Source organism: Maritimimonas sp. 2205BS37-2 (genome assembly GCF_056591755.1).
The window spans coordinates 1,348,239-1,369,711 of the sequence record NZ_JBWQOI010000001.1; the positions used below are offsets into that span (position 1 = coordinate 1,348,239).

Annotated in this window: 24 protein-coding genes; 13 read left to right on the forward strand and 11 right to left on the reverse strand. The window is 33.4% G+C overall.

The window, feature by feature from the left end; genetic code table 11:
- The first annotated feature begins 42 nt into the window (after positions 1–42).
- The 7 genes from AC1EUU_RS06390 to AC1EUU_RS06420 all read left to right on the forward strand — a co-directional run bounded on the left by AC1EUU_RS06390 (position 43) and on the right by AC1EUU_RS06420 (position 6,007).
- Positions 43–561, forward strand: a complete 519-nt coding sequence (locus tag AC1EUU_RS06390; protein WP_480200554.1) for a DinB family protein — start codon at positions 43–45, stop codon at positions 559–561.
- 2 nt (positions 562–563) lie between these two features.
- Positions 564–854: a DUF1272 domain-containing protein gene (locus AC1EUU_RS06395; RefSeq protein ID WP_480200555.1), complete on the forward strand. Its 291-nt coding sequence runs from the start codon at positions 564–566 to the stop codon at positions 852–854.
- Positions 851–1,336 carry a hypothetical protein gene (locus AC1EUU_RS06400; RefSeq protein ID WP_480200556.1) on the forward strand — a complete coding sequence of 162 codons (486 nt, stop codon included), beginning with the start codon at positions 851–853 and terminating at the stop codon, positions 1,334–1,336. The genes AC1EUU_RS06395 and AC1EUU_RS06400 overlap by 4 nt, the downstream gene beginning before the upstream one ends.
- Positions 1,320–1,994, forward strand: coding sequence for a pyridoxamine 5'-phosphate oxidase family protein (locus AC1EUU_RS06405; protein ID WP_480200557.1), 675 nt, complete (start codon positions 1,320–1,322; stop codon positions 1,992–1,994). The genes AC1EUU_RS06400 and AC1EUU_RS06405 overlap by 17 nt, the downstream gene beginning before the upstream one ends.
- Before the next feature lie 43 nt (positions 1,995–2,037).
- Positions 2,038–2,934, forward strand: coding sequence for an ATP-grasp domain-containing protein (locus tag AC1EUU_RS06410; RefSeq protein ID WP_480200558.1), 897 nt, complete (start codon positions 2,038–2,040; stop codon positions 2,932–2,934).
- A gap of 248 nt (positions 2,935–3,182) precedes the next feature.
- Complete coding sequence (gene yidC / locus AC1EUU_RS06415) at positions 3,183–5,102, forward strand: membrane protein insertase YidC (protein ID WP_480200559.1); 1,920 nt, start codon at positions 3,183–3,185, stop codon at positions 5,100–5,102.
- A 116-nt stretch (positions 5,103–5,218) separates the two neighbouring features.
- A complete protein-coding gene (locus AC1EUU_RS06420; protein ID WP_480200560.1) occupies positions 5,219–6,007 on the forward strand; it encodes a DUF3667 domain-containing protein in 789 nt (262 codons plus the stop codon).
- On the opposite strand, the gene AC1EUU_RS06425 is transcribed toward AC1EUU_RS06420, so the two are convergent.
- The gene (locus AC1EUU_RS06425; RefSeq protein ID WP_480200561.1) at positions 5,996–7,132 is read right to left on the reverse strand and encodes a cysteine desulfurase family protein; all 1,137 of its coding nucleotides are present in this window, start codon (positions 7,130–7,132) and stop codon (positions 5,996–5,998) included. The two genes, AC1EUU_RS06420 and AC1EUU_RS06425, sit on opposite strands and share 12 nt — an antisense overlap.
- 79 nt (positions 7,133–7,211) lie before the next feature.
- Here AC1EUU_RS06425 and AC1EUU_RS06430 point away from each other — a divergent pair, with 79 nt between their 5' ends.
- Complete coding sequence (locus AC1EUU_RS06430) at positions 7,212–8,057, forward strand: hypothetical protein (protein WP_480200562.1); 846 nt, start codon at positions 7,212–7,214, stop codon at positions 8,055–8,057.
- Between the two features lie 5 nt (positions 8,058–8,062).
- On the opposite strand, the gene AC1EUU_RS06435 is transcribed toward AC1EUU_RS06430, so the two are convergent.
- Positions 8,063–8,617 carry a Smr/MutS family protein gene (locus tag AC1EUU_RS06435; protein WP_480200563.1) on the reverse strand — a complete coding sequence of 185 codons (555 nt, stop codon included), beginning with the start codon at positions 8,615–8,617 and terminating at the stop codon, positions 8,063–8,065.
- Positions 8,618–8,676: 59 nt separating this feature from the next.
- On the opposite strand from AC1EUU_RS06435, the gene AC1EUU_RS06440 reads away from it, so the two are divergent.
- The 4 genes from AC1EUU_RS06440 to AC1EUU_RS06455 are packed head-to-tail and all read left to right on the forward strand — an operon-like array spanning position 8,677 to position 10,022.
- Entirely contained in the window at positions 8,677–8,967 is a 291-nt protein-coding gene (locus AC1EUU_RS06440; RefSeq protein ID WP_480200564.1) for a DUF2752 domain-containing protein, read from the forward strand.
- A 17-nt stretch (positions 8,968–8,984) separates the two neighbouring features.
- On the forward strand, positions 8,985–9,323 hold the full coding sequence (locus AC1EUU_RS06445) for a CCC motif membrane protein (RefSeq protein WP_480200565.1): 339 nt from the start codon (positions 8,985–8,987) through the stop codon (positions 9,321–9,323).
- A gap of 22 nt (positions 9,324–9,345) precedes the next feature.
- Positions 9,346–9,615, forward strand: coding sequence for a CD225/dispanin family protein (locus tag AC1EUU_RS06450; RefSeq protein ID WP_480200566.1), 270 nt, complete (start codon positions 9,346–9,348; stop codon positions 9,613–9,615).
- A gap of 26 nt (positions 9,616–9,641) precedes the next feature.
- A complete protein-coding gene (locus tag AC1EUU_RS06455) occupies positions 9,642–10,022 on the forward strand; it encodes a DUF2752 domain-containing protein (RefSeq protein ID WP_480200567.1) in 381 nt (126 codons plus the stop codon).
- Positions 10,023–10,024: 2 nt separating this feature from the next.
- On the opposite strand, the gene ppk2 (AC1EUU_RS06460) is transcribed toward AC1EUU_RS06455, so the two are convergent.
- From ppk2 (AC1EUU_RS06460) to cysS, 9 genes are all read right to left on the reverse strand, one after another.
- Positions 10,025–10,813 carry a polyphosphate kinase 2 gene (gene ppk2 / locus AC1EUU_RS06460; RefSeq protein ID WP_480200568.1) on the reverse strand — a complete coding sequence of 263 codons (789 nt, stop codon included), beginning with the start codon at positions 10,811–10,813 and terminating at the stop codon, positions 10,025–10,027.
- A gap of 4 nt (positions 10,814–10,817) precedes the next feature.
- On the reverse strand, positions 10,818–11,684 hold the full coding sequence (ppk2, locus tag AC1EUU_RS06465) for a polyphosphate kinase 2 (protein WP_480200569.1): 867 nt from the start codon (positions 11,682–11,684) through the stop codon (positions 10,818–10,820).
- Between the two features lie 15 nt (positions 11,685–11,699).
- Complete coding sequence (locus tag AC1EUU_RS06470) at positions 11,700–12,176, reverse strand: nuclear transport factor 2 family protein (protein ID WP_480200570.1); 477 nt, start codon at positions 12,174–12,176, stop codon at positions 11,700–11,702.
- Between the two features lies 1 nt (position 12,177).
- Positions 12,178–13,422 carry an ornithine--oxo-acid transaminase gene (gene rocD / locus AC1EUU_RS06475; RefSeq protein WP_480200571.1) on the reverse strand — a complete coding sequence of 415 codons (1,245 nt, stop codon included), beginning with the start codon at positions 13,420–13,422 and terminating at the stop codon, positions 12,178–12,180.
- A gap of 150 nt (positions 13,423–13,572) precedes the next feature.
- Positions 13,573–14,841 carry a pyridoxal phosphate-dependent aminotransferase gene (locus tag AC1EUU_RS06480; protein WP_480200572.1) on the reverse strand — a complete coding sequence of 423 codons (1,269 nt, stop codon included), beginning with the start codon at positions 14,839–14,841 and terminating at the stop codon, positions 13,573–13,575.
- 60 nt (positions 14,842–14,901) lie between these two features.
- Positions 14,902–17,763 carry a TonB-dependent receptor gene (locus tag AC1EUU_RS06485; protein WP_480200573.1) on the reverse strand — a complete coding sequence of 954 codons (2,862 nt, stop codon included), beginning with the start codon at positions 17,761–17,763 and terminating at the stop codon, positions 14,902–14,904.
- Positions 17,764–17,847: 84 nt separating this feature from the next.
- Complete coding sequence (gene lgt / locus AC1EUU_RS06490) at positions 17,848–18,771, reverse strand: prolipoprotein diacylglyceryl transferase (protein WP_480200574.1); 924 nt, start codon at positions 18,769–18,771, stop codon at positions 17,848–17,850.
- 58 nt (positions 18,772–18,829) lie between these two features.
- Entirely contained in the window at positions 18,830–19,090 is a 261-nt protein-coding gene (gene yidD, locus AC1EUU_RS06495) for a membrane protein insertion efficiency factor YidD (RefSeq protein WP_480200767.1), read from the reverse strand.
- A gap of 48 nt (positions 19,091–19,138) precedes the next feature.
- Positions 19,139–20,617 (reverse strand): cysteine--tRNA ligase, encoded by a 1,479-nt coding sequence (gene cysS, locus AC1EUU_RS06500; RefSeq protein ID WP_480200575.1) that lies wholly within the window; start codon positions 20,615–20,617, stop codon positions 19,139–19,141.
- A gap of 142 nt (positions 20,618–20,759) precedes the next feature.
- Between cysS and AC1EUU_RS06505 the strand changes: the two genes are divergently transcribed.
- Complete coding sequence (locus tag AC1EUU_RS06505; protein ID WP_480200576.1) at positions 20,760–21,458, forward strand: hypothetical protein; 699 nt, start codon at positions 20,760–20,762, stop codon at positions 21,456–21,458.
- Positions 21,459–21,473 lie beyond the last annotated feature (15 nt).

The window sequence follows — 21,473 nt, forward strand, 5'->3', positions numbered from 1 at the left end:
TCCATAAATATATTATTTTTGAGGAACAAAACTCGAAATAAAATGAAAATATCAGACTTAACTTCAATAGAATATAATGAATACTACGAGCGGTATCTAGACAAACTAGATGCTAATGCAATGCTAATTGAAAGTTACGAAATCGGTAAAAAAAATGTTATTAATTTCTTTGAAAACATTCCTTCAACGAAATTAGATTATCGATATGCCCCAGAAAAGTGGAGTATAAAAGAAGTTCTCCAGCACTTAATTGATACAGAACGTATATTTATTTATAGGTGTCTGAGAATTGCCAGAAACGACAAAACACCATTAGCTGGTTTTGACCAAAATACGTACATAGCACCGTCTAATGCCTCGCAAAAATCTAAAGTAGATCTATTAAATGAATTTAGAATTAATAGAGATAACTCTATCACCCTTTTGAAGAGCTTCTCTGAAGAAAATTTAAAGCTTATTGGTAATGCAAGTGGTTTTGATCTTTCAGCAAGAGCCGCTGCCTTTATTATACCAGGGCATGATATATGGCATTTAGAAATTGTTAAAGAAAGATACTTGTAGTTATGTTAGAGATAAGACCTAATTGTGAGCACTGCAATAAAGATTTACCAAGTACTTCAGTCGATGCAATGATCTGCTCGTTTGAATGTACCTATTGTAAAGAATGCGCCTTAACCATTTTTGAAAATGTTTGTCCGAGTTGTGGAGGAAATTTTGTAAAAAGGCCTATAAGACCAAAGGTAATGTTAAGGAAATATCCTGCATCTATTAAACGTGTTATTGATCCGAAAGATTTGAATAAAACTCAAAAGATCTTAGAAAAATATAAAAATGTAGTTCCAGAAAAAAGATGAAAGAATTTGAACAATATCAAGCCAGAAAAATTGAATTTATCGAAGTTGTTAATGCTAATGAATTTTCAGTTAAGGTATATACTATTACCAATAGACTACAGTTTGAAGCTCAAGAAACATTAGATAGTTCTTTAAGATTTTTAGCAAATTGGTTAGATAAAGCGGAAAACTCAACCATTGAAACTCATAAGCATGCATTTTTAATAATTCATGAAGCGAGAGAAGGAGTTTTAATATTATTGTGCTGGTGGACAGGTGAAAATATGATTGAAACCAAAATATACTTTTCGGATTTTAAATCGCCATCGAAAATCGTTCCTTCGATCTATCATTCTAAGCAATTAGTTTGTGTTTGGGAACTCGAAATTTTCTATCATGAACGAAAAGCATGGATACAACATGTATTATCTCGTTCCGAAAATCCTGACTATAAAGCTTACTCTAACAATTACTATATTCAAGAATATGAAAGAATATCCTAAATCCAAACTCAATCGAATTAAAAGGGGGGCAAATAGAGCTACTTATGATGTAGAAAAAATAAACCAAATTTTAGATGCCGGTTTTATTGGGTACGTTAGTTATATATATCAAGGTGGTGCGATAACCCTACCAATGGCCTATGGGAGACTAGAAAATAAAATCTATTTGCATGGCTCTAACGGTAACAGAATGCTATTAGCACTTTTAGAAGCAGGTGAAATGAGCATGACCGTAATGCACCTCGATGCTCTGGTACTTGCTCGCTCTGGACTGCACCATTCTGTAAATTATCGTTCAGCAACATTATTTGGTGCAGTAAAGAAAGTAGAGGATCCTACCGAAAAAGAAAATGCCCTAAAGTGTTTTATGGATCACATGATGCCGGGACGTTGGGACGGTGTTCGAGAAATGCATCCTCATGAGCTCGATAGGACAATGGTTGTTGAATTCACCATTAAATCTGCTTCTGCCAAAATTAGAGATGTAGGAGTAAACGATGAACCAGAGGATTACAACCTTCCTATTTGGGCCGGATTGGTACCTTTAAAACAAGTTGCAGAATATCCGGTTTCCGATGATCAACTCCAGGACAACATACAAATTCCTGAACATGTGTTAAATTATTATAAGGCCAATAAATATAAAATAGATTCATAAGTTTGCTTTTCATTTTTGTAAAACTTAAAAGGAGTAATGACCTATGAAAAAATACGATATTGTAATACTTACAGACCATCGTTATGTCGATCCAAAAGAAATAAATGATTACAATCGCAATGTGCTTCTAGAGGATGGGTTGGTTAAAGATGCATTAGAAAAGCAACATCTAAAAGTTGCCCGTCTTTCGTGGGATGACCATAGTTTTGATTGGTCAAATACAAAGTATATTTTGTTCAGGTCTACATGGGATTACTTTGATAGATATCAAGAATTTTCTGAATGGTTAAACAAGGTAAGTAAACAGACACAGCTAATAAATTGCGAAGCACTGATACGGTGGAATATAGATAAACGCTACATGAAAGATTTAGAGTCTAAGGGCGTTCATATTCCTCCGACATTAGTTATAGAAAAAGGCAGTAAGCAAACATTAGAGGAAATCTATGAGACTGAAGGTTATGACAAAACAGTGCTCAAGCCTGTTTTTTCTGGAGCCGCAAGACATACGTACAAATTAAGTAAAGATAATATTTCACTTCACGAGGCTATCTTTAAAGAGCTAATCGCAAACGAGCCAATGCTTATACAGACCTTTCAACATCGTATTGTAAGTGAAGGAGAAAAGTCATTAGTACTAATTGACGGGCAATATACACATGCAGTGCTAAAGATTGCTAAAAAAGGAGATTTCAGGGTTCAAGATGATTTTGGAGGGTCAGTGCATGTGTATACTCCGACTAAAGAAGAAATTGCTTTTGCTGAAAGAACCATTAAAGCATGTATTCAAAAACCCATATATGCTCGCGTAGATATTTTTAATGATAATACTGGTAAGGTTGCGTTAGCCGAATTAGAATTAATTGAGCCAGAACTTTGGTTTCGTAACTGTCCATCATCGGCTGAAGAACTGGCTAAGGCAATAAGAAAGATGCTTTAACAACACGTTAAACTCAAAAACTCAAACATCATAACTTCTTGGAACAGTGTTTGACCTATCATTTATGAGTGAAAAATAATAAACATATTTTTTAGGGCTCAATTTAAAATATAAGTCAACAAACACAAGCTATGTGGCTAGTTTTTCATACTTTCGCGCTGAAAAAATCTGTAAGCTTTTATTGACTGTTTGTCTGATTTTTAACACATTAATTACTATCAATTTATGCCAAGTTGGCATTTTATTATATGGAAGAAAAAAAATTTGATCTCAATTCATTAATAGGTTTTGTTTTACTAGGTGCAATCATGGTATGGTGGATGTACAATAACCAACCTACACCAGAAGAACTTGCAAAGCAAAAAGCAGAACAACTTCAAGATTCTATTCAAAAAGCGCAACAAAAAAATGTAGCTACTAAAGTAATAGATAGTATCACCTCTCAACCAAACGAGGTTATATCAGATTCATTAGCACAAGTAAATGCCCAAAATAAACTAGGTGCATTTGCCTATAGTGCTACGCTACCTTCAGCAAAAGAAGAAGAAAACTCTATTGAAAATGAACTTGTACGTATAAAAGTTAATAATAAAGGAGGGCAAATTTCGGAGGTTGAACTCAAAGGATACAAAACATGGGAAAAAACACCATTGTATCTTATCAAAGATGCGAATGCATCTTTCAATATTAATTTCGGAACAACAGATAATCGTATTTTAAATACTAAAGACCTCTATTTTGAGCCTACCTTAACAAAAAGTGGTGATAATCAAGTACTATCTATGAAGCTAAAAGTGGCTAATGATCGCTATTTAGAATATAGATATGAATTAAAGCCTGATAACTTCATGCTTGATTTTACAGTACGCTCACAAGGCTTAAGCGATGTTATAAACACATCTCAATCATTAAATCTAGATTGGGAATTAAAGTCGTTTAGAAATGAAAAAAGCTACTATGTCGAAAATATGTATTCTTGGTACTATTACAAGGCAGAAGATGATGTAAGCTATCTTTCTAAAGACGACGATGAAACCGAAGAAGATGTAGATTGGGTGGCTTTCAAACAACATTTCTTTACGGCCATCTTAAAAACAGATACGCCATTTGCATCGGCAAAGATTACTTCAAAAGAATTGGTTGAAGATGAAGACATTGATACTACCTATGCGCGTAGGTTTACAATAAATGCTCCTCTTGAAATGAAAGGAGGAGAACTTAATTATGCCATGAATATGTATTATGGCCCTAGTGATTACAATACTTTAAAACAATATGAAGGAACCGATCTTGATGAATCAGTTGACCTAGGTTGGGGAATCTTTGGGTGGATCAACCGCATTATTTTTGTTCCGGTATTTGGCTTTTTAAGTTCATTCATCGGTAATTATGGGTTACTTATTATACTAATGACGATTGTTGTGAGAATTCTAATGTCTCCTGTAGTTTATAAATCTTATTTGTCGAGTGCACGTATGAAGGTATTGAGACCTGAAATGCAAGCTATTAATGAAAAATATCCTGGTAAAGAAAATGCAATGAAACGTCAGCAAGAAACCATGGCGTTACAGCGAAAAGCAGGTGTAAGCCCATTATCAGGCTGTATTCCTGCCCTATTACAAATGCCAATATTCTTTGCTTTGTTTAAGTTTTTCCCTTCTAACATAGAACTACGTCAAAAGAGTTTTTTATGGGCAAATGATTTATCATCTTATGATACTATCGCCAAATTACCGTTTAAAATTCCTTTTTACGGTGATCATGTGAGTTTGTTCCCAATTCTAGCTTCTATAGCAATCTTCTTTTATATGCGTATGACGCAAAGTCAACAAATGAACATGCAACCACCTGCACAAGAAGGTATGCCAGATATGGGTAAAATGATGAAAATGATGATGTATATGTCACCAGTTTTCATGTTAGTCTTCTTTAATAATTATGCAAGTGGATTAAGTTTATATTACTTCATTTCAAACTTATTAACGATCGCTATTATGTTTGTTATTAAGAATTATGTAATTGATGAAAAGAAAATTCATGCACAAATAGAAGTTAACAAAGCGCGTCCTGAGAAAAAGAAGAGTAAGTTCAGACAACGATTAGACGATGCCATGAAACAGGCACAGGAGCAACAGGCAACGCAACAACGAACTCGCAAAAAGAAATAATCTATTAGATTTTTTTCTAAGCATTTGAAATTACAAAGAATAAAAACCGAAGCAGAATTGCTTCGGTTTTTTGCATGTATTGACAAAATTCATATTTTAGTTAAAAATCATTTCTCTTGGAAACCAAATCAACTAAATGCCTCAATTGCGATGCAGTGCTAAAATCTACATTTTGTGAAGATTGCGGCCAGAAATCATCTACAAAAAGATTCAACTTGTCGCAATTAATTTCTAGCGATTTTTTAGCTGGTGTCTTTAATTTAGAAAAAGGGTTTCTCTTTACTCTAAAATCTCTTTTTACTAAGCCCGGAAACTTAGTAAGAGCTTATATACTCGGAAAAAGAAAAACCTATTTTCACTTCTTTACATTTCTATTAATAATCCTTGGTATTAGCATTTTAGTTGGCGAATATTCAACAATCACATTGAGTGATTTAATGGATATGTCATCTGAAAAATCAAGAAAAATAATGACCGAAGTTGAAGAGTTTAGTAAAAATAATCCAAGAATAATGATGCTCATTCAAATACCAGGGTTCGCAATTTTGAGTTTCATTTGGTTTTTAAAATCTAAATTAAATCTAGCAGAACATATAATTCTAAATACGTATAAAGCATCTGGTGAGCTCATTATAATGACTTTTTTCACCTTAATTACTATTTTCTATACCGACATAACAGTTTTAAAATATGTATTCTATGTCTTTGCGTACGGAATAATGCCATTATTCTTTATCGTTTTATTTTATCAATTTTTCTATCCTTATTATAAAAACAAGGTTTTACTGTTTTTTAGAATCATTGCCTATATAATCGTAGCGCAAATAGTAATTTCTTTTGCTCTAGGAATATTAATAGGAATTAAAATAGCGTTGGAAGGGGGCTTAGATAAATTAGCTACATAAAGTTTTTAAAACTTCAATAGTATAATCAATATCTTCACTGGTTGTATATTTACTTAAGGAAAACCGCACGGATGTTTTCATTGCTTCTTCTTTAGGTAAAATGGTATTCAGTACATGAGATCCTTTATTGCTACCGCTTTGACATGCACTTCCGCCAGAGGCAGCTATTCCTTTTAGATCAAGATTAAATAGTAACATAGGAATCTCATTACGAAAACGTACATTTAACGTAACATAGGTGCTTTTCTCCATATCATAAGAACACCCATTAAATACTACTCCTATATTTAAGCCTTTTAACTGGGTTATAAAGTATGTTTTTAGATTGCTAATGTATTTTGCGTCTTTCTCAACTTCCGAAAGGCAAATCTCTAAGGCTTTTTGCATACCGGCAATATTATGTACATTTTCGGTGCCTGCTCGTGCACCCCGCTCTTGCTCGCCACCGATTAGTAATGGCTTTATACCAAATCCTTTCTTAATAATAGCAAAACCAACTCCTTTAGGTCCATGAAATTTATGTGCGCTTGCCGTAATAAAATCAATAGGCGTTTCTTGCAAGTCTAAATAATAATGTCCGATAACCTGTACTGTATCAGAATGAAATAAGGCATTGTAAGTACTACATAAATCACATACTTTTTTTGTGTCAAGTATATTCCCTAATTCATTATTAATAGCCATTAAGCTTACTAATGTTTTTTCTGAACTACTTTTTAGCAATTCGTCTAAATGCGTAAAATCAACTTCCCCCTCTTCATTTAAATTCACAAAGCTCACCTTGATGTTACTTTCTTTTTCTAAAGCTTCTACAGTGTGCAATACAGCATGATGTTCTATAGGTGATGTAATAATATGTTTAACACCTAAATGGTCTACAGCATTACGCAAAATTAAGTTGTCTGCTTCGCTACCTCCCGCAGTAAAAACTACCTCACCTGCAGTAACATTAAAATGCCTCGCAATACTCTTGCGAGCAGCTTCAACTATAGCACGTGCTTTTCTACCATATTGATGTGTAGAAGAAGGGTTACCAAAGGTCTTTTGCATCACTTCAGTAATAACAGAAATCACCTCTGGATGTATAGGTGTTGTAGCCGCATTATCTAAATATACTTTTCTCATCATTTAACTCGTGCAAAAATAGCTAAAAATACCTTGATGAATCTTCGGATAGTTTTATAAAACACCTATTTTTGTTACGATGAAGAATTTATATATCCTTTTAGTTGTTTTTGCACTTATCGCCTGTGATGATGGTAATATTGATTTACCAGAATTTGTATTTGATGGTAGCCCTTTAAAATGTGGTGATCTTGTTCTCTATAAAGTAAACGGGAGCGAGACCTTGAGTTTAGAATTAAATGTAAGTGATACATTTTTAACAACGGTAAGAGATGAAGCCGATGAGGTATCACTTATTGAAGGTGGTTCAAATACTATTATTTATCGTGCCTTCGATTCTAATGTTACTGGAAGCAATTACTTCTGTCAAGACATTCCTCCTACTACTCCAAATTTAATAAATGAATGGAATGGTAGTGGAACTCTATTAATAACCACAGCGCTAACATTTGATGATGGTGATGATGTGGTAGAATTAATAGATGATAGCGTTGATACTGATGGTGATAATACGCCAAACTATAAAGATAGAGATGATGATGGTGATGGTATTCTAACAATTAATGAAGACGTGGATGGTGATGGTGACCCAACTAATGATGATACCGATGGTGATGGTACGCCAAATTATTTAGATGAAGATGATGATGGTGACACTATAAATACCATCGATGAAAGCGTAGATGAGGATAATAATCCTGATAACGATGACACTGATGATGATGGTATTCCAAATTATTTAGACTCAGACGATGCAATTACTTCGAATACACAATTAACGGTAATTTCAATTCAGTATGATGAGTTGTATGAATCTCAATTAACCATTCAGGCTTTAGAACTTTCAAATGTCAATGGTAACGACATACGCTTAGAAACTTTTGATTTTGGCTCCTATACCGAAACGGTTACTAAAACAGAGTAGTTCGTTTAGTTTTTATTTTGAAAAATATATACTTCGGTAGCACCAAATCCATATTTCTGAAAAGAGGCCGGATATATCTCGACATTATACTTGTTTAATAAAAATTCTAATTCCGTTTTTAATACCCCCTCTCCTACACCATGAATAAAAATAACCCGGGGTATTTTCTTTTTAATGGCAAACTCTAATCTTCGCTTGGCAGTTTCAATTTGTAAGGTAAGCATCTCATAGTTACTCATTTTTTTTGAAGACGATATCAACTGATGAATATGGAGATCTACTTCTAATGGTGGTTGCTTTCTACGTTTAATCTGGTTTTTAACTCCAGTCTTTTTATCTGAAACCTCTTTTTCAATTAAGTCATCATTTTTAATATCAATGTATTTAGAAAAGTCTCTTTGTTCCTCTTCTATTAGTACGAGGTCGGCTTTATCAAATACCATTAAAAAATCATCCTCAGTATTAATGGTAATGGTGCTTCCAACAATGTTTTTTATTTCACCTTTAATGGTATCATCTAAAACAGCAACTTTACTACCTATAAGAAATTGATCATTCATGCTTTAAAAGTACATAGTATAACTATTATTTTTCATATTTTTAAGCAAATTTTAGATGAATGAGCATCGTCAATTTTCTTGAAGACAATATGCTAAGCTGTCAATTCAAACAACATTTAGGCATTGATTGTTTGGGTTGTGGTATGCAGCGCTCTATTATTCATTTGCTAAAAGGAGAATTTGTCGAAGCTTTTTATATATATCCTGCCATTTATACCTTATTAATAATGTTTGGATATCTACTCTTACACTTAAAATTTAGTTTTAAAATAGGGCATAAGATTTTATTATTTTTATTTATCACGAACATTATGATTATGCTCACCAACTATATTATAAAATATCATTAACCTAAAACAACCAAATTATGGAAAAACAAACGTTACCAAATTCAACCTTAATACTTGTAATGGGCATACTCTCTATTGTAGGATGCTGTTGTTATGGATTGCCGGGAATTCTTTTTGGTATTGTAGCTATAATTCTAGCAACAAAAGCGACAAAGCTATATAATGAAAATCCAGAACTATATTTAGGCTATCAAAATGTAAAAGCGGGTAAAATTATGGGTATTATTGGCTTAATACTTAGTGTATTATTTATTGGATATATCATTTGGGTAATGTCTTATTTAGGACTTACTCTTGAAGATTTACAAAATCCCGAAGTATTACAAGAAAAGCTTAACGAATTGCAAAATAAATAATTGTCATTAAACAAATTAAAAAATGGATCATATAAGTCAAAGACCAAAGAATTATTTAATCGAATCCATCTTAGTTACAATTTTTTGTTGTTTACCATTGGGAGTAGTGGGGATCGTTTATGCCACGCAGGTAAACTCTAAATTTGATACAGGTGATATACAAGGTGCAAATCAAGCTTCGGCCGATGCAAAAAAATGGATGACTTGGGGAGCTATAGCCGGAGTGATTGCTATAGTACTCTATTTCATATTTATTTTTGCGATTGGAGGCTTAGCTATACTAGGGTCTTAGTTTAAATGAAGTTAAAACACTTTATAATGCTATTGCTATTTTTAGCAATAGTATTTATTTATTTTACTTTAGATCCTAGTAGTAAAGCTTATTTGTTTCCAAAGTGTCCGTTACACGTTACTACAGGTATTTACTGTCCAGGATGTGGAAGTCAGCGTGCCTTACATGATTTTCTTCATCTTCAAATAATTAATGTAGTAAAACACAACTTACTTTTTCTCCTAGGCCTCTTAATTATTGTTTATCACTTAATTATAGAAGGTACAAATCATTTCTTTAAAAAAAATATATATAACTATATGTACCATCCAAATACTCCAAGAGTGCTATTAATTGTTGTTGTTTTATTTTGGATCTTTAGAAATGTCCCTTACTATCCTTTCAGTCTTTTAGCACCAAATAGTTAAACCTATACCTCTATACTTTTATCGTATGGAATTGATTTAAGTACATGTTGAAAGGCTACAATTCTTGCTGAAGTTTTTCTGTTCGCCTTAATAACTTTAAAAGGAATGCCTCCTTTTTTTGTGTTATCGAACATTTTTGTTTTATAATCTGTGTATACATCCCATAGTTCTTGTGCTTTTTCATCTACAGGAGTCATTTTCCATTGTTTTAATGGGTCATTTTTTATATCCTCAAAACGTTTTGCTTGTTCGCGCTTTGATATAGACATATATATTTTAACCAATCGAATGCCTGATTCTGTGATCATGCGCTCAAAGTTATTCACCTGGTTCATAAAAACCTTATACTGTTCTTGTGTGCAAAATCCGTTAACAGGCTCAACCACAGCTCTATTATACCAGCTTCTGTCAAAAAATATAATCTCCCCGGCAGCAGGAAATTGATTTACATAGCGTTGAAAATACCATTGCGTTTTTTCTTCCTCCGTTGGTTTTGGTAATGCAACAATTCTAAAATGTCGTGGATTAATGCGTTCGGTCATTCTTCGAATGGCTCCCCCTTTTCCGGCTGCATCTCGCCCTTCGAAAAGAATGATAATTCGCTCATTATTTTGAATAGCCCATGTTTGCATCCGAATAAGCTCTACCTGTAACTTAGCTAGTCTTTTTTCGTAATCAACATAACGAATTGCTTTGGCAATATTATAAGGCTCGCGTGACAACAAGGCCATTAATCCCTTTTTTGAATTAAGTTTTTTTACACCAATTTCATCTAAGTTAAACTCTACCATACTTTTAATCTATTTGTAGTGATGAACGATGATAACGCATTATTGTATTAGGATCTGGAAACAAAGTAGTTTCTGCACTTTCTTTTCCATCATACTCAAATTGTGATAATACATATCGCATGCTTTCTAAGCGAGCAATTTTCTTATCATTAGCTTTAACTATTATCCAAGGACTATAAGTTGTATGCGTTTTACTAAACATTAAGCTTTTATAATGTGTATAGCGATCCCAATATTCTTGGCCTTTTTTATCCACCGGGCTGAATTTCCATCGTTTTCTAGGGTTGTCCATGCGAGCGTTGAAACGTTCTAACTGAACTTCTTTAGAAATAGAAAACCAAAATTTAACTACATGTACTCCATCTTCATATAACATATGTTCAAAATCTGGTACTTGCAACATATATTTTTGGTATTGAGCTTCTGTACAAAACCCCATTACCGGTTCTACAACAGCTCGGTTGTACCAGCTTCTATCAAAAAAAACAATCTCACCAGGGTTTGGTAACTCTTTAATATAACGCTGAAAATACCATTGACCCTTTTCTACTTCGGTAGGTTTGTTTAGGGCAACAGTTCTAGAAGCTCTTGGGTTTAAGTGTTCAGCAAAGCGTCTAATGGTTCCACCTTTACCTGCAGCATCGCGTCCTTCAAATATAACAGCAACGCGCAGCTTATTATTAACGATCCATTGTTGCAGCTTTACAAGTTCAATTTGCAACTTTCGAAGTTCGCTTTCATAATGTAAGCGTGTTTCTATCCATCGAACATGTGCTTTCCTTTGCTTAACTAATTTTAGCAACTCAACATTAGATTTAATTGACTTAAATTCTTCTAAAGTGATCTTATTTTTCTTTTCAACTTTTTCCATTACAATACTCTAGAATTATTCTTCTTTACAACCTTTTCTTCTGCGCGTATCTATAAGGTAAATAATCTTCCATGTGCTTCCGTCATGAAATAACTGAAATGAATTCACACCACAATGACTAAATTTTTTGTTGAAATAGAACTCATAAGGTGTCCAAGCGTTTGCCATATTCCCGTCAATCTGAATTGAGTATGAAAGTAGCTTTTCTTCCCAGATGTCTTCTTTTTTCTTTGAACCAATGGCCTTTAAGAAACGCCCAAAGTCATCATTTCTTAAAACTGATTCTCCTTCTTTATTTTTAAAAGCAGTTTGCAAGACAACCTTATCAGCTAATGTTTCTTTTATTGTAATTGTATCTCCTCCTTGCAAACCTTTAAAGAAATGTTGAATTACTTTTTTCACTTCTTCTTTTTGGTCTCCCTGTGCGGAAAGCTTTCCTGAAAAAGAAAGCAGCAATATTGCTGCTAACATTGTTTTGCAAACTGTATTCATTTTATTTCTTAAATTCAGATATCGTATTAATAATAATAGATATACATTCTTCAAGTTCTTCTTCGTTCATTACCAATGGCGGTGCAAAACGAATAATATTACCATGTGTCGGTTTAGCCAATAAACCATTATCACGTAACTTGATACATATATCCCAAGCGGTAGAACTGTCCTCGCTATCATTAATAACAATAGCATTTAAGAGCCCTTTACCTCTCACTAAGTTAACAAGATCATTTGTTTTAGCAAACTGTCCTAAACGTTCTCTAAAAATTTTACCTAGGTACTCAGCGTTTTCGGCAAGGCTCTCTTCTCTAACTACCTCTAACGCCGCCATTGCCACTTTTGCAGCCATTGGATTTCCTCCAAAAGTAGAACCGTGACTACCCGGTCTTATAACATCCATTATGTTATCATTAGCTAAAACCGCAGATACCGGATAAGCTCCACCTGATAGGGCTTTACCTAAAACTAAGATATCTGGTGTTACATTCTCGTGCTGTACAGCCAATAATCTACCAGTACGGGCAATACCTGTTTGAACCTCGTCGGCTATAAACAATACATTATATTTTTCGCATAATGTTTTTGCTTTTGCTAGATAACCTTCACTCGGTACATATACACCTGCTTCGCCCTGGATTGGCTCCACTAAGAAACCAGCAATATTTGGATTACTTTTTAAGGTTTCTTCAAGTGCTTGTAAATTATCATACTCAATTTTTATGAATCCCTGAGTAAAAGGTCCAAAATTCTTTCGAGCTACAGGATCATTAGAAAATGATATAATCGTAGTAGTTCTTCCGTGAAAATTATTTTCACAAACAATAATTTGTGCTTCATTTTCTGCAATTCCTTTCTTTTCATATGCCCACCTTCTACATAACTTAAGTGCTGTTTCTACGGCTTCTGCTCCAGTGTTCATTGGTAATAATTTATCAAAACCAAAATACTCTGATGCAAATTTTTCATAACGTCCTAACACGTCATTATAAAAAGCTCTTGAAGTTAATGTTAATGTTTCTGCTTGCTCTTTTAAGGCTTCAACAATCTTAGGGTGACAATGACCCTGATTTACCGCGGAATATGCCGAGAGAAAATCGTAGTAGCGCTTACCTTCTACGTCCCAAACATACACACCTTCTCCTCTACTCAATACTACGGGTAATGGATGGTAGTTGTGTGCTCCATACTTGTTTTCTAAATCGATTGCTTCTTGTGAAGTTAAATGTTCTAAAACAGCCATTTTAATTAAATTTTTAATGTGAATAAAATAACCATTCCTACTGTACCTTTATCCTTTCGAAGAATTCGAAAATTCAGCGTGGGAGAGAAATCATCCCTTAAGAGCTGCAAATTAATAAAGTTTTTCTATAAAAATATAGATTAGAATAGATTAAATTTTCGTTAAAAAATTTTTAATAGCATTAATTCCGTGATAAATATTTGGGGCATGTTCTTTGATAAAATCTTCTTGTATGCTTTTTGTTTTCTGGTAATTACTCAACACTTCATTGCCATTAAAATCAACAAAGGCTAATCGAAAGAACAATTCATTGGGATTAAAATAAAAATCAGATGCTGGAAGTAACGCGACTTTAAAATTTGTTAGCAAATAATCAGCCAATTCTTTACTAGTTCGTATGCCCATATCATTAAGTCTTTCTTTAAACCGTTCAAATCCTATCATCATATAAAATGCTCCCGAAGGTTGCGTACATTTTAAATTAACATTACTTAATTCGGCATGTACATAAGACGAAATTTTATCTAGTAGTTCGGTACAGGCATTAATATAATTAGATAGTTCGGGTCTCATTAAATAGGCTTCAATGGCAGCATATTGTATAGGTGCAGCTACGGCGCTAAAGGTTTCACTAAATAGAGATAATATCGGCTTATGTAAGTACTTCAAATCATTTGGTAAACTCATAAAACCTAAGCGATAGCCTCCAGCAGAAAACACTTTGCTAAGTCCACCAAAAACTATGGTCCCTTTAGGGTAATATGTAGCGATACTAGGCGAATAACGACTATTAAAATTGATCTGAGAATATATTTCATCTGAAAGAACTATAATATTATGGGTTTTACAAATTTCAGCAATGGCTCTTAGCTCCTTTTCAGTGTAAACGGCGCCAGTTGGGTTATTAGGAGAGTTTAAAATGAGCACTTTTTGAGTCTTATCGCTATTATCACAATAGGCTTTTAAAACACTTGCCGTTAATTTAAAATTATTCTCAAGCTTCGTTTCTAAAATAGCATATTTACCATTTTTTGATTTAATCTGTGGCACATAGCTAACCCAGCTCCCTTTTGGTATTAGGTAAGTTGCTTCTAAGATCAGAATAATTTGATATAACAATTCTTTACTTCCCGGACCAATAAAAATGTTCTCTGTTTGGGCTTCAATATTTTGATGAACTTTTAAAAATCTGCAAATCGTTTCTCTAAGCTCATAAAGACCTTGAGTTTCTATATAGTTATTATTGTGAGCATTTTGCTTGAGGGTATCAATTATAGAATTATAAATAGGAAAAGGAGATTGACCAAAACCAAAATGGTAAACTTTATTTCCTTGACTTCTTTGCTCTTTAACGCTTCTGTTAATAGCCAAAGTAGCGGAAGGTTTTAATTGGGATATATGAGCATTCAATTTATTCATAACTAGAAATTTAAAAGGGCTGCAAAAAATGCAACCCTTAAATTATAATTGCCTTTATAGTTATTTTATACTAAATGTTAATCTTGCAAATAAATGGCGACCATTCGTACCAAACTGTTGTGAGCGTCTAGAATAAATAAATCTACCTGATGACCTAAACTCAGTAGGTGCCTGATCTGAATATACATCGAGTAAATTATTAGCTCCAATAGTTAGCTTTGTATTTTCGCCAAATTTGTATCCGAAACTTAAGTCAGTTACCACTTTTCCTCCATAATCTACCGGTGTATTATTAGTAGCCTCGGTTACTTCTCCGAAATATGCATTTCTTAAAAAGAAATTCCATTTTTCACCAACCTTTAAATTATGTGATAAATTACCTTTTACTCTTGGTACCGCAGATTCTATATAAATTCTACTTGTTGGGTCAAAAAATGTTTCACTTAAGCCTGCAGATGCAATTGCATCAGGAACATTAATTGCCTCAATCTCTGTGTCAGAAAAAGTAAAAGCTAACGTATTTGTTAAACTTAAGTTTTCACTAAGATCTCCTTTATGGTTCACAACGATATCTATCCCGCTTGTTTTCGTATCGACGGCATTTGCAAAAAATCCTACACGCTCTGCATTGGCCTGAGCAAACAAAACTGCTAACTCTGGGTCGTTATTATCGGTAAATTGTCCAGTTTCAATAACACGATCATCAATATTAACGAGATATCCGTCAACTGTAATTTTTAGATTAGCCGATGGTATATTAGCTGTAAAGCCTACAGACCCTCCAACTGATGTTTCTTCTTCTAATTGTTCAATACCCAAGATCCTTGCAATTCTAGATGTATTAGGGAAAACCCCTACTTCAAAGGGTATTCCATCTACAAATAATGTTGAAGTTGAATTAAAATGTATTTGATGTAATGAAGGGGCACGGAAACCAGTTTGGAATGCTCCTCTAATATTAAAGTTTTCTCCTGCTTTAATTCTTGTAGATATCTTACCATTTAAAGTGCCTCCGAAATCAGAATAATTCTCATATCTAACAGCTCCTGTTAATAAAAATGCTTCTGTGATATCTGCTTCAACATCAAAATATGCGGCTACTGAGTTTCTAAATTCATCGAGCTCATTTTCTGGTCTAAAACCAGGAAATACTTGAATTCCTCCAGGTCTAGATCGACCAAAAAAGTCTGTTGGCACTTCTGAATTCGGATCTGTAGGATCATGAACATTTCCTACCGTATTATATTGCGCGTATGAATTTTCATTGCCAGCAATAATTTCATAATTTTCAAGTCTATACTCAGCACCAAAAGCTATGTTTAAACCAGATAAAATATCTTCAAAAAACCTACTCACGTCAAAGTTTATAGTATTCTCTGTATAAGCAAATCCTCCGGCATTCGCCTCAAAAGGAGTCGAGTTTTGTAAAGATGCATTACTAGAATTCTGAATGTTAAATGTAAACGAATTTCGACCAAATGTGTTACTAAAATCTAAACTCCATTCCCCCAATTTTCCTTTAATTCCTACCGCTAAAGATTTATCAATTATATTGGTATTTATCTCTGGTAAAAAGCCGTTAGGATAGGCTGGAGTATACGTTCTGTTTTGATTAGGCAACCTGTAGAATCCGGTTGCTGAACCATTTCTGTATCCTAAACCACCGAAACTATAAATCTCAGTATTTTCACTCAACGGAATACTTAGGTTCGCAAAAAACTGAGCATTTCTTAATTCAGACTGCCCAACATTCATATTAAAATCACTTCTCTGTAAACCACGAGCAGCTAGCTCAGAAGTTGTTGCATCGTTAATTAAAATATCTTGTAATTCTTCTCTGGTTTCATTACCTGCTAAGCTTATTCCGGCTTGACCGGCAAACTGAAATATATCACTTAAATCATCATCTAAAAGTAAAGATGTATCATAGCCGGAAGATGCGGCAACTCTTTCAATGGAATTATATTGATTAAAAATTGAACCCTCCCACTCTAGCATTCTATTCGTTCTTCCTCTAAAATCAAAAGATCCCGTAAAATTTACGAATCCTCCATCATCACCAATTGGCAGTCCATAGTTTAAAGCGATACCAGCTCTTTCTCCGTCAGTTATATTGTCTTCAAGTCCTGCGATTTCATCTTCTACTTTTGTAAAATTTGCACCAGTGTGCACTACCACATTTAAGTCTGTACTCTTCTTTAAAACCACATTAATAACCCCTGCTATTGCATCAGATCCGTATTGTGCAGCAGCACCATCTCTTAAAATTTCAATTCTGTCAATTGCATGTGAAGGAATTGCATTCATATCGGTACCTACACTACCACGTCCAAAAGTACCATTTACATTTACCAAAGATGTTTTATGGCGTCTTTTACCATTTATTAAAACCAAAACTTGGTCGGGTCCTAACCCTCTTAAAGATGCTGGGTCAATATGATCTGTACCATCTGAGATCGTTTGTGTATTCGATGTAAAAGAAGGTGCCGCATAATTTAGTATTTGATTCACATCAACCTGCGGAGCAGCATCTGTTAATTCTTTAATGTCTAAAACATCAACGGGAACTGGTGTATCGGTTGCCACCCTATTCGGATTTCTAGTACCAATTACAACAACCTCGTCTAATTCAACTCCAGATTTCATAATGATAGAAATAGTACTAGAACCATCCATTACCACCTCTTGTCTTTCAAATCCAACAAAGGTTAGTACTAAGACATCTCCATTGTTAACTTCAAGCGTAAATTTCCCATCAAAATCAGTGGATGTTCCCTGAGTAGTTCCCTTAATTATAACAGATACTCCGGGTAAAGGATCATTATTATTATCAGTTACAGTTCCGTTTACGGTATAGGACTGCGAAAAGGCTGAAAGTGACAACAATAAAATTGCTAACAAAAAGTAATTTTTTGCTTTCATAAGTTAAGTATTTGATTAGTAATAAGTTACTAACGAAGTTAGCAAAAATATATTAAAACACTTAACGTATTGATTTTTAGATAATTAATTGCTTATTTGCTTGTTTCTTAGCATAAAGAATAATCCTATTAAAATAAGTGGAATACTTAGCCATTGCCCGGTATTCAATTGAACTCCAAGGTTTACCCATTCTTCTATTCCACCCTGCCATTCCTTAAAGAACTCAACAATAAATCGAACAGACCAAAGCAGTACCATAAATAATCCAAAAAGGAAACCTATATATTTCTTTTTATCTGTTTTCCAATAAACGTACCATAGAATGGCAAATGTCAATAAATACCCTAATGCTTCATAAAGTTGTGTAGGGTATCGATTTGGCACTTCAGCTAAAACTTCTTTAAAACGAGAACTATTTGCTATGAGGTCATAAGCTCTTTCTACATCTTTAGAACCTGTAATAGTCATTGCCTTGTACTCGCTAATATCATTTCTAATAAATTTAAACCCAAAACCCGATCCTGTTTCCTTACCAACAATTTCTGAGTTAAACAAGTTTCCTAGTCTAACGAACATAGCTCCTAATGCCGATGGAATTACCATTCTGTCTAACACCCATAATAAGGGTTTTTTAACCACTTTTTTTCCATAAAAGTACATCGCTAAAATAATACCAATTGTAGCTCCATGACTTGCAAGGCCTTGAAAACCGGTATATTCAAAAGGGCTCAACTTAAATGGCAAAAATACTTCAGCCAGTGTATAATCTTCTTCATAAAATACATAATGACCTACTCTGGCGCCAATCAGCATTGCAATAATAGTATAGATAAAGAGAGAGTCTAGTTTATCTAAAGAAATACCATCTTTTTTATAGATACGTTTCATTATTTGCAAACCAAGTACAAAGGCCAAAACATACATTAAACTGTAATATTTTATTGGGAAAGAGCCTATTTTAAAAAGGTCAGGATTAAAATTCCAGTCAATAGCCAGCAATAAGTTCATATAAAAAAAATTTGAGTGGTAAATATAAAATAAAGATTCTATCACTTATAAGTAGTAACTAATTTTCTTTTTGATTTGGTTTTTGGTTTTGTTTTGGTTCTGGTACTGGATCATATCCTTCTCCGCCCCATGGGTGACAACTCCCTATTCTTTTTATAGCCAACCAGCCGCCTTTAATTAATCCATGTTTTTGCAAAGCCTCAACTGTATAATGTGAACATGTAGGTGTGTATCTACAACTGGCAGGTGTGTACGGTGAAATCGCAGCTTGGTAAAAGCGAACAAGCAGTATAAACGGATATGTAAAAATGCCTTTAATTAATTATAAAGTTTAGGTACATATAAGCTCTGATAATTCAATTATTAATCAATTTGTCGAAAAGGTAGTGCCGTCTTTACCATCTTTTAGCTGAATGCCAATTTCTAGCAGCTCATCTCGAATTTTATCTGATAATGCCCAATCTTTATTAGCACGAGCATCATTACGCATCGATATAAGCATCTCAACAACACCGGTTAATTTATCAGAATTATCTTGTATTGAAATATTTTCTAAGCCTAAGACATCAAAAACAAAAGCGTTAACAGAAGCTTTAAATTCCTTTAAATCTGTTTCAATTAGAGTAGCCTTATTCTCTTTCAATTGATTTATATATTTTACACCTTCAAATAGATGCGCAATTAAAATTGGTGTATTAAAATCATCATTCATAGCATCATAGCATTGCTGCTTCCATTCAGAAATATTTATCGATGATGTATCTGAAGCCGTTAATTTATCTAATTCGTTAATAGCATTTATTAAACGTTGATATCCTTTTTCAGCTGCTTCCAATGCATCATTAGAAAAATCTAGAATACTCCTGTAATGAGCTTGTAACATAAAGAATCTGGCTACAGTTGCAGCAAAAGGCTTACTTAAAACAGCATTATCTCCCGAAATTAATTCGCCAGGCAAAATATTATTCCCCGTAGATTTTGCCATTTTTTTGCCATTTAATGTTAACATATTTCCATGCATCCAATAACGAACCGGTGAGATTTCTTTGCTAGCTTGCGCTTGTGCAATCTCACATTCATGATGTGGGAATTTTAAATCCATTCCCCCTCCATGAATATCAAATTGATCTCCCAAATATTTTGTACTCATTGCTGTACATTCTAAATGCCAGCCAGGAAAGCCAATTCCCCAAGGAGAGGGCCAGCGCATAATATGCTCTGGTTGGGCTTTTTTCCAAAGTGCGAAATCTTGAGGGTTTCTCTTTTCAGATTGACCATCTAATGTACGGGTATTGTGAATGGCATCTTCTATATTTCTACCACTTAGTATACCATAATGTTCATTTTCATTGTATTTTAAGACATTAAAGTATACTGAGCCATTTACTTCATATGCTAAGCCTTTATCTATAATTGTTTTGATAATTTCTATTTGCTCAACAATATGGCCCGTAGCGGTAGGCTCAATACTTGGTGGTAAAAAATTAAATTCTTTCAAAACCTCATGAAAGTCTACAGTATATTGTTGTACCACTTCCATGGGTTCTAACTCTTCTAATCTAGCTTTTTTTGCAATTCTATCTTCGCCTACATCTGCATCGTTTTCTAAATGTCCTGCATCGGTAATATTACGCACATAGCGCACTTTATAGCCTAAATGCTTGAAGTACCGGAAAATCATATCAAATGACATGAAGGTACGCACATTGCCCAAATGTACGTTACTATATACTGTTGGACCACAAACATACATACCAACATAACCTTCGGTTAATGGTATAAAATCTTCTTTTTTATTAGTTAAAGAATTATAGATTTTTATTTGCTGGGTCTTATATGGTTTCATAAAGCATTTAAAAATTAGCTTTCAAATTTAGAAAGAAAAAGTTAAGTTCAATTTTTTTTATCGAAAACATATGTTAATTATTTTTTTCTCCAATCCTATAATTATGTACTTCTTTTAATAAAAAAATGTATAAGTTTATACCATGAAAAAAATTTTGCTAATTAGTTTAACATTCTTTTTAATCAATAATGCTTACTCGCAATTAAACCAAAATGAAAAAATCTATTATGATTGGTTTGATAACTTAACAGATGCTAAAAACAGTGATTTAAGTAATGGTAAGTCTTATTTTGAGCATTTTAAAACTAAAGAAGGCCATCATAAATACTATTCATCATCACACTTCTTAGAAGGAAATGTTACTTACGATAATCAAGTATATTACAATGTAAAATTGCAATATGACCTGTACAATGATGAATTAATTCTGAGACTTTACAATGGAGAAAATTTAAAAAGTATTGAATTAATTAAAGATAAAGTTCAAGAGTTTTCAATTGATAATAGACGATTTGTTAAAGTATCTGGAATTGAACCTAACGCCAACAGTTTCTTTCAAGTTTTCTTAGAAAATGACAAATTGAGTCTTTATAAAAAATATTTTAAGAAAAGAAACAAGCATCTAGATAAAGATGTGGTGTACTACAGCTTCAAAGAAAAATCGTATTATCTTATTTTTTATAAAAACAACTACCATAGAATAACCTCTAAAAAGAGTATAGTAAGATTATTTCCTGAAAAGAAAAAAATAATCAATAGCTTCTACTCTAACAAAGATTACCTATACAGAAATAACAGAGATGAGTTTATGAAACTACTTTTTCAACAAATCTCTAATTAATAAATAAGCGTCTTT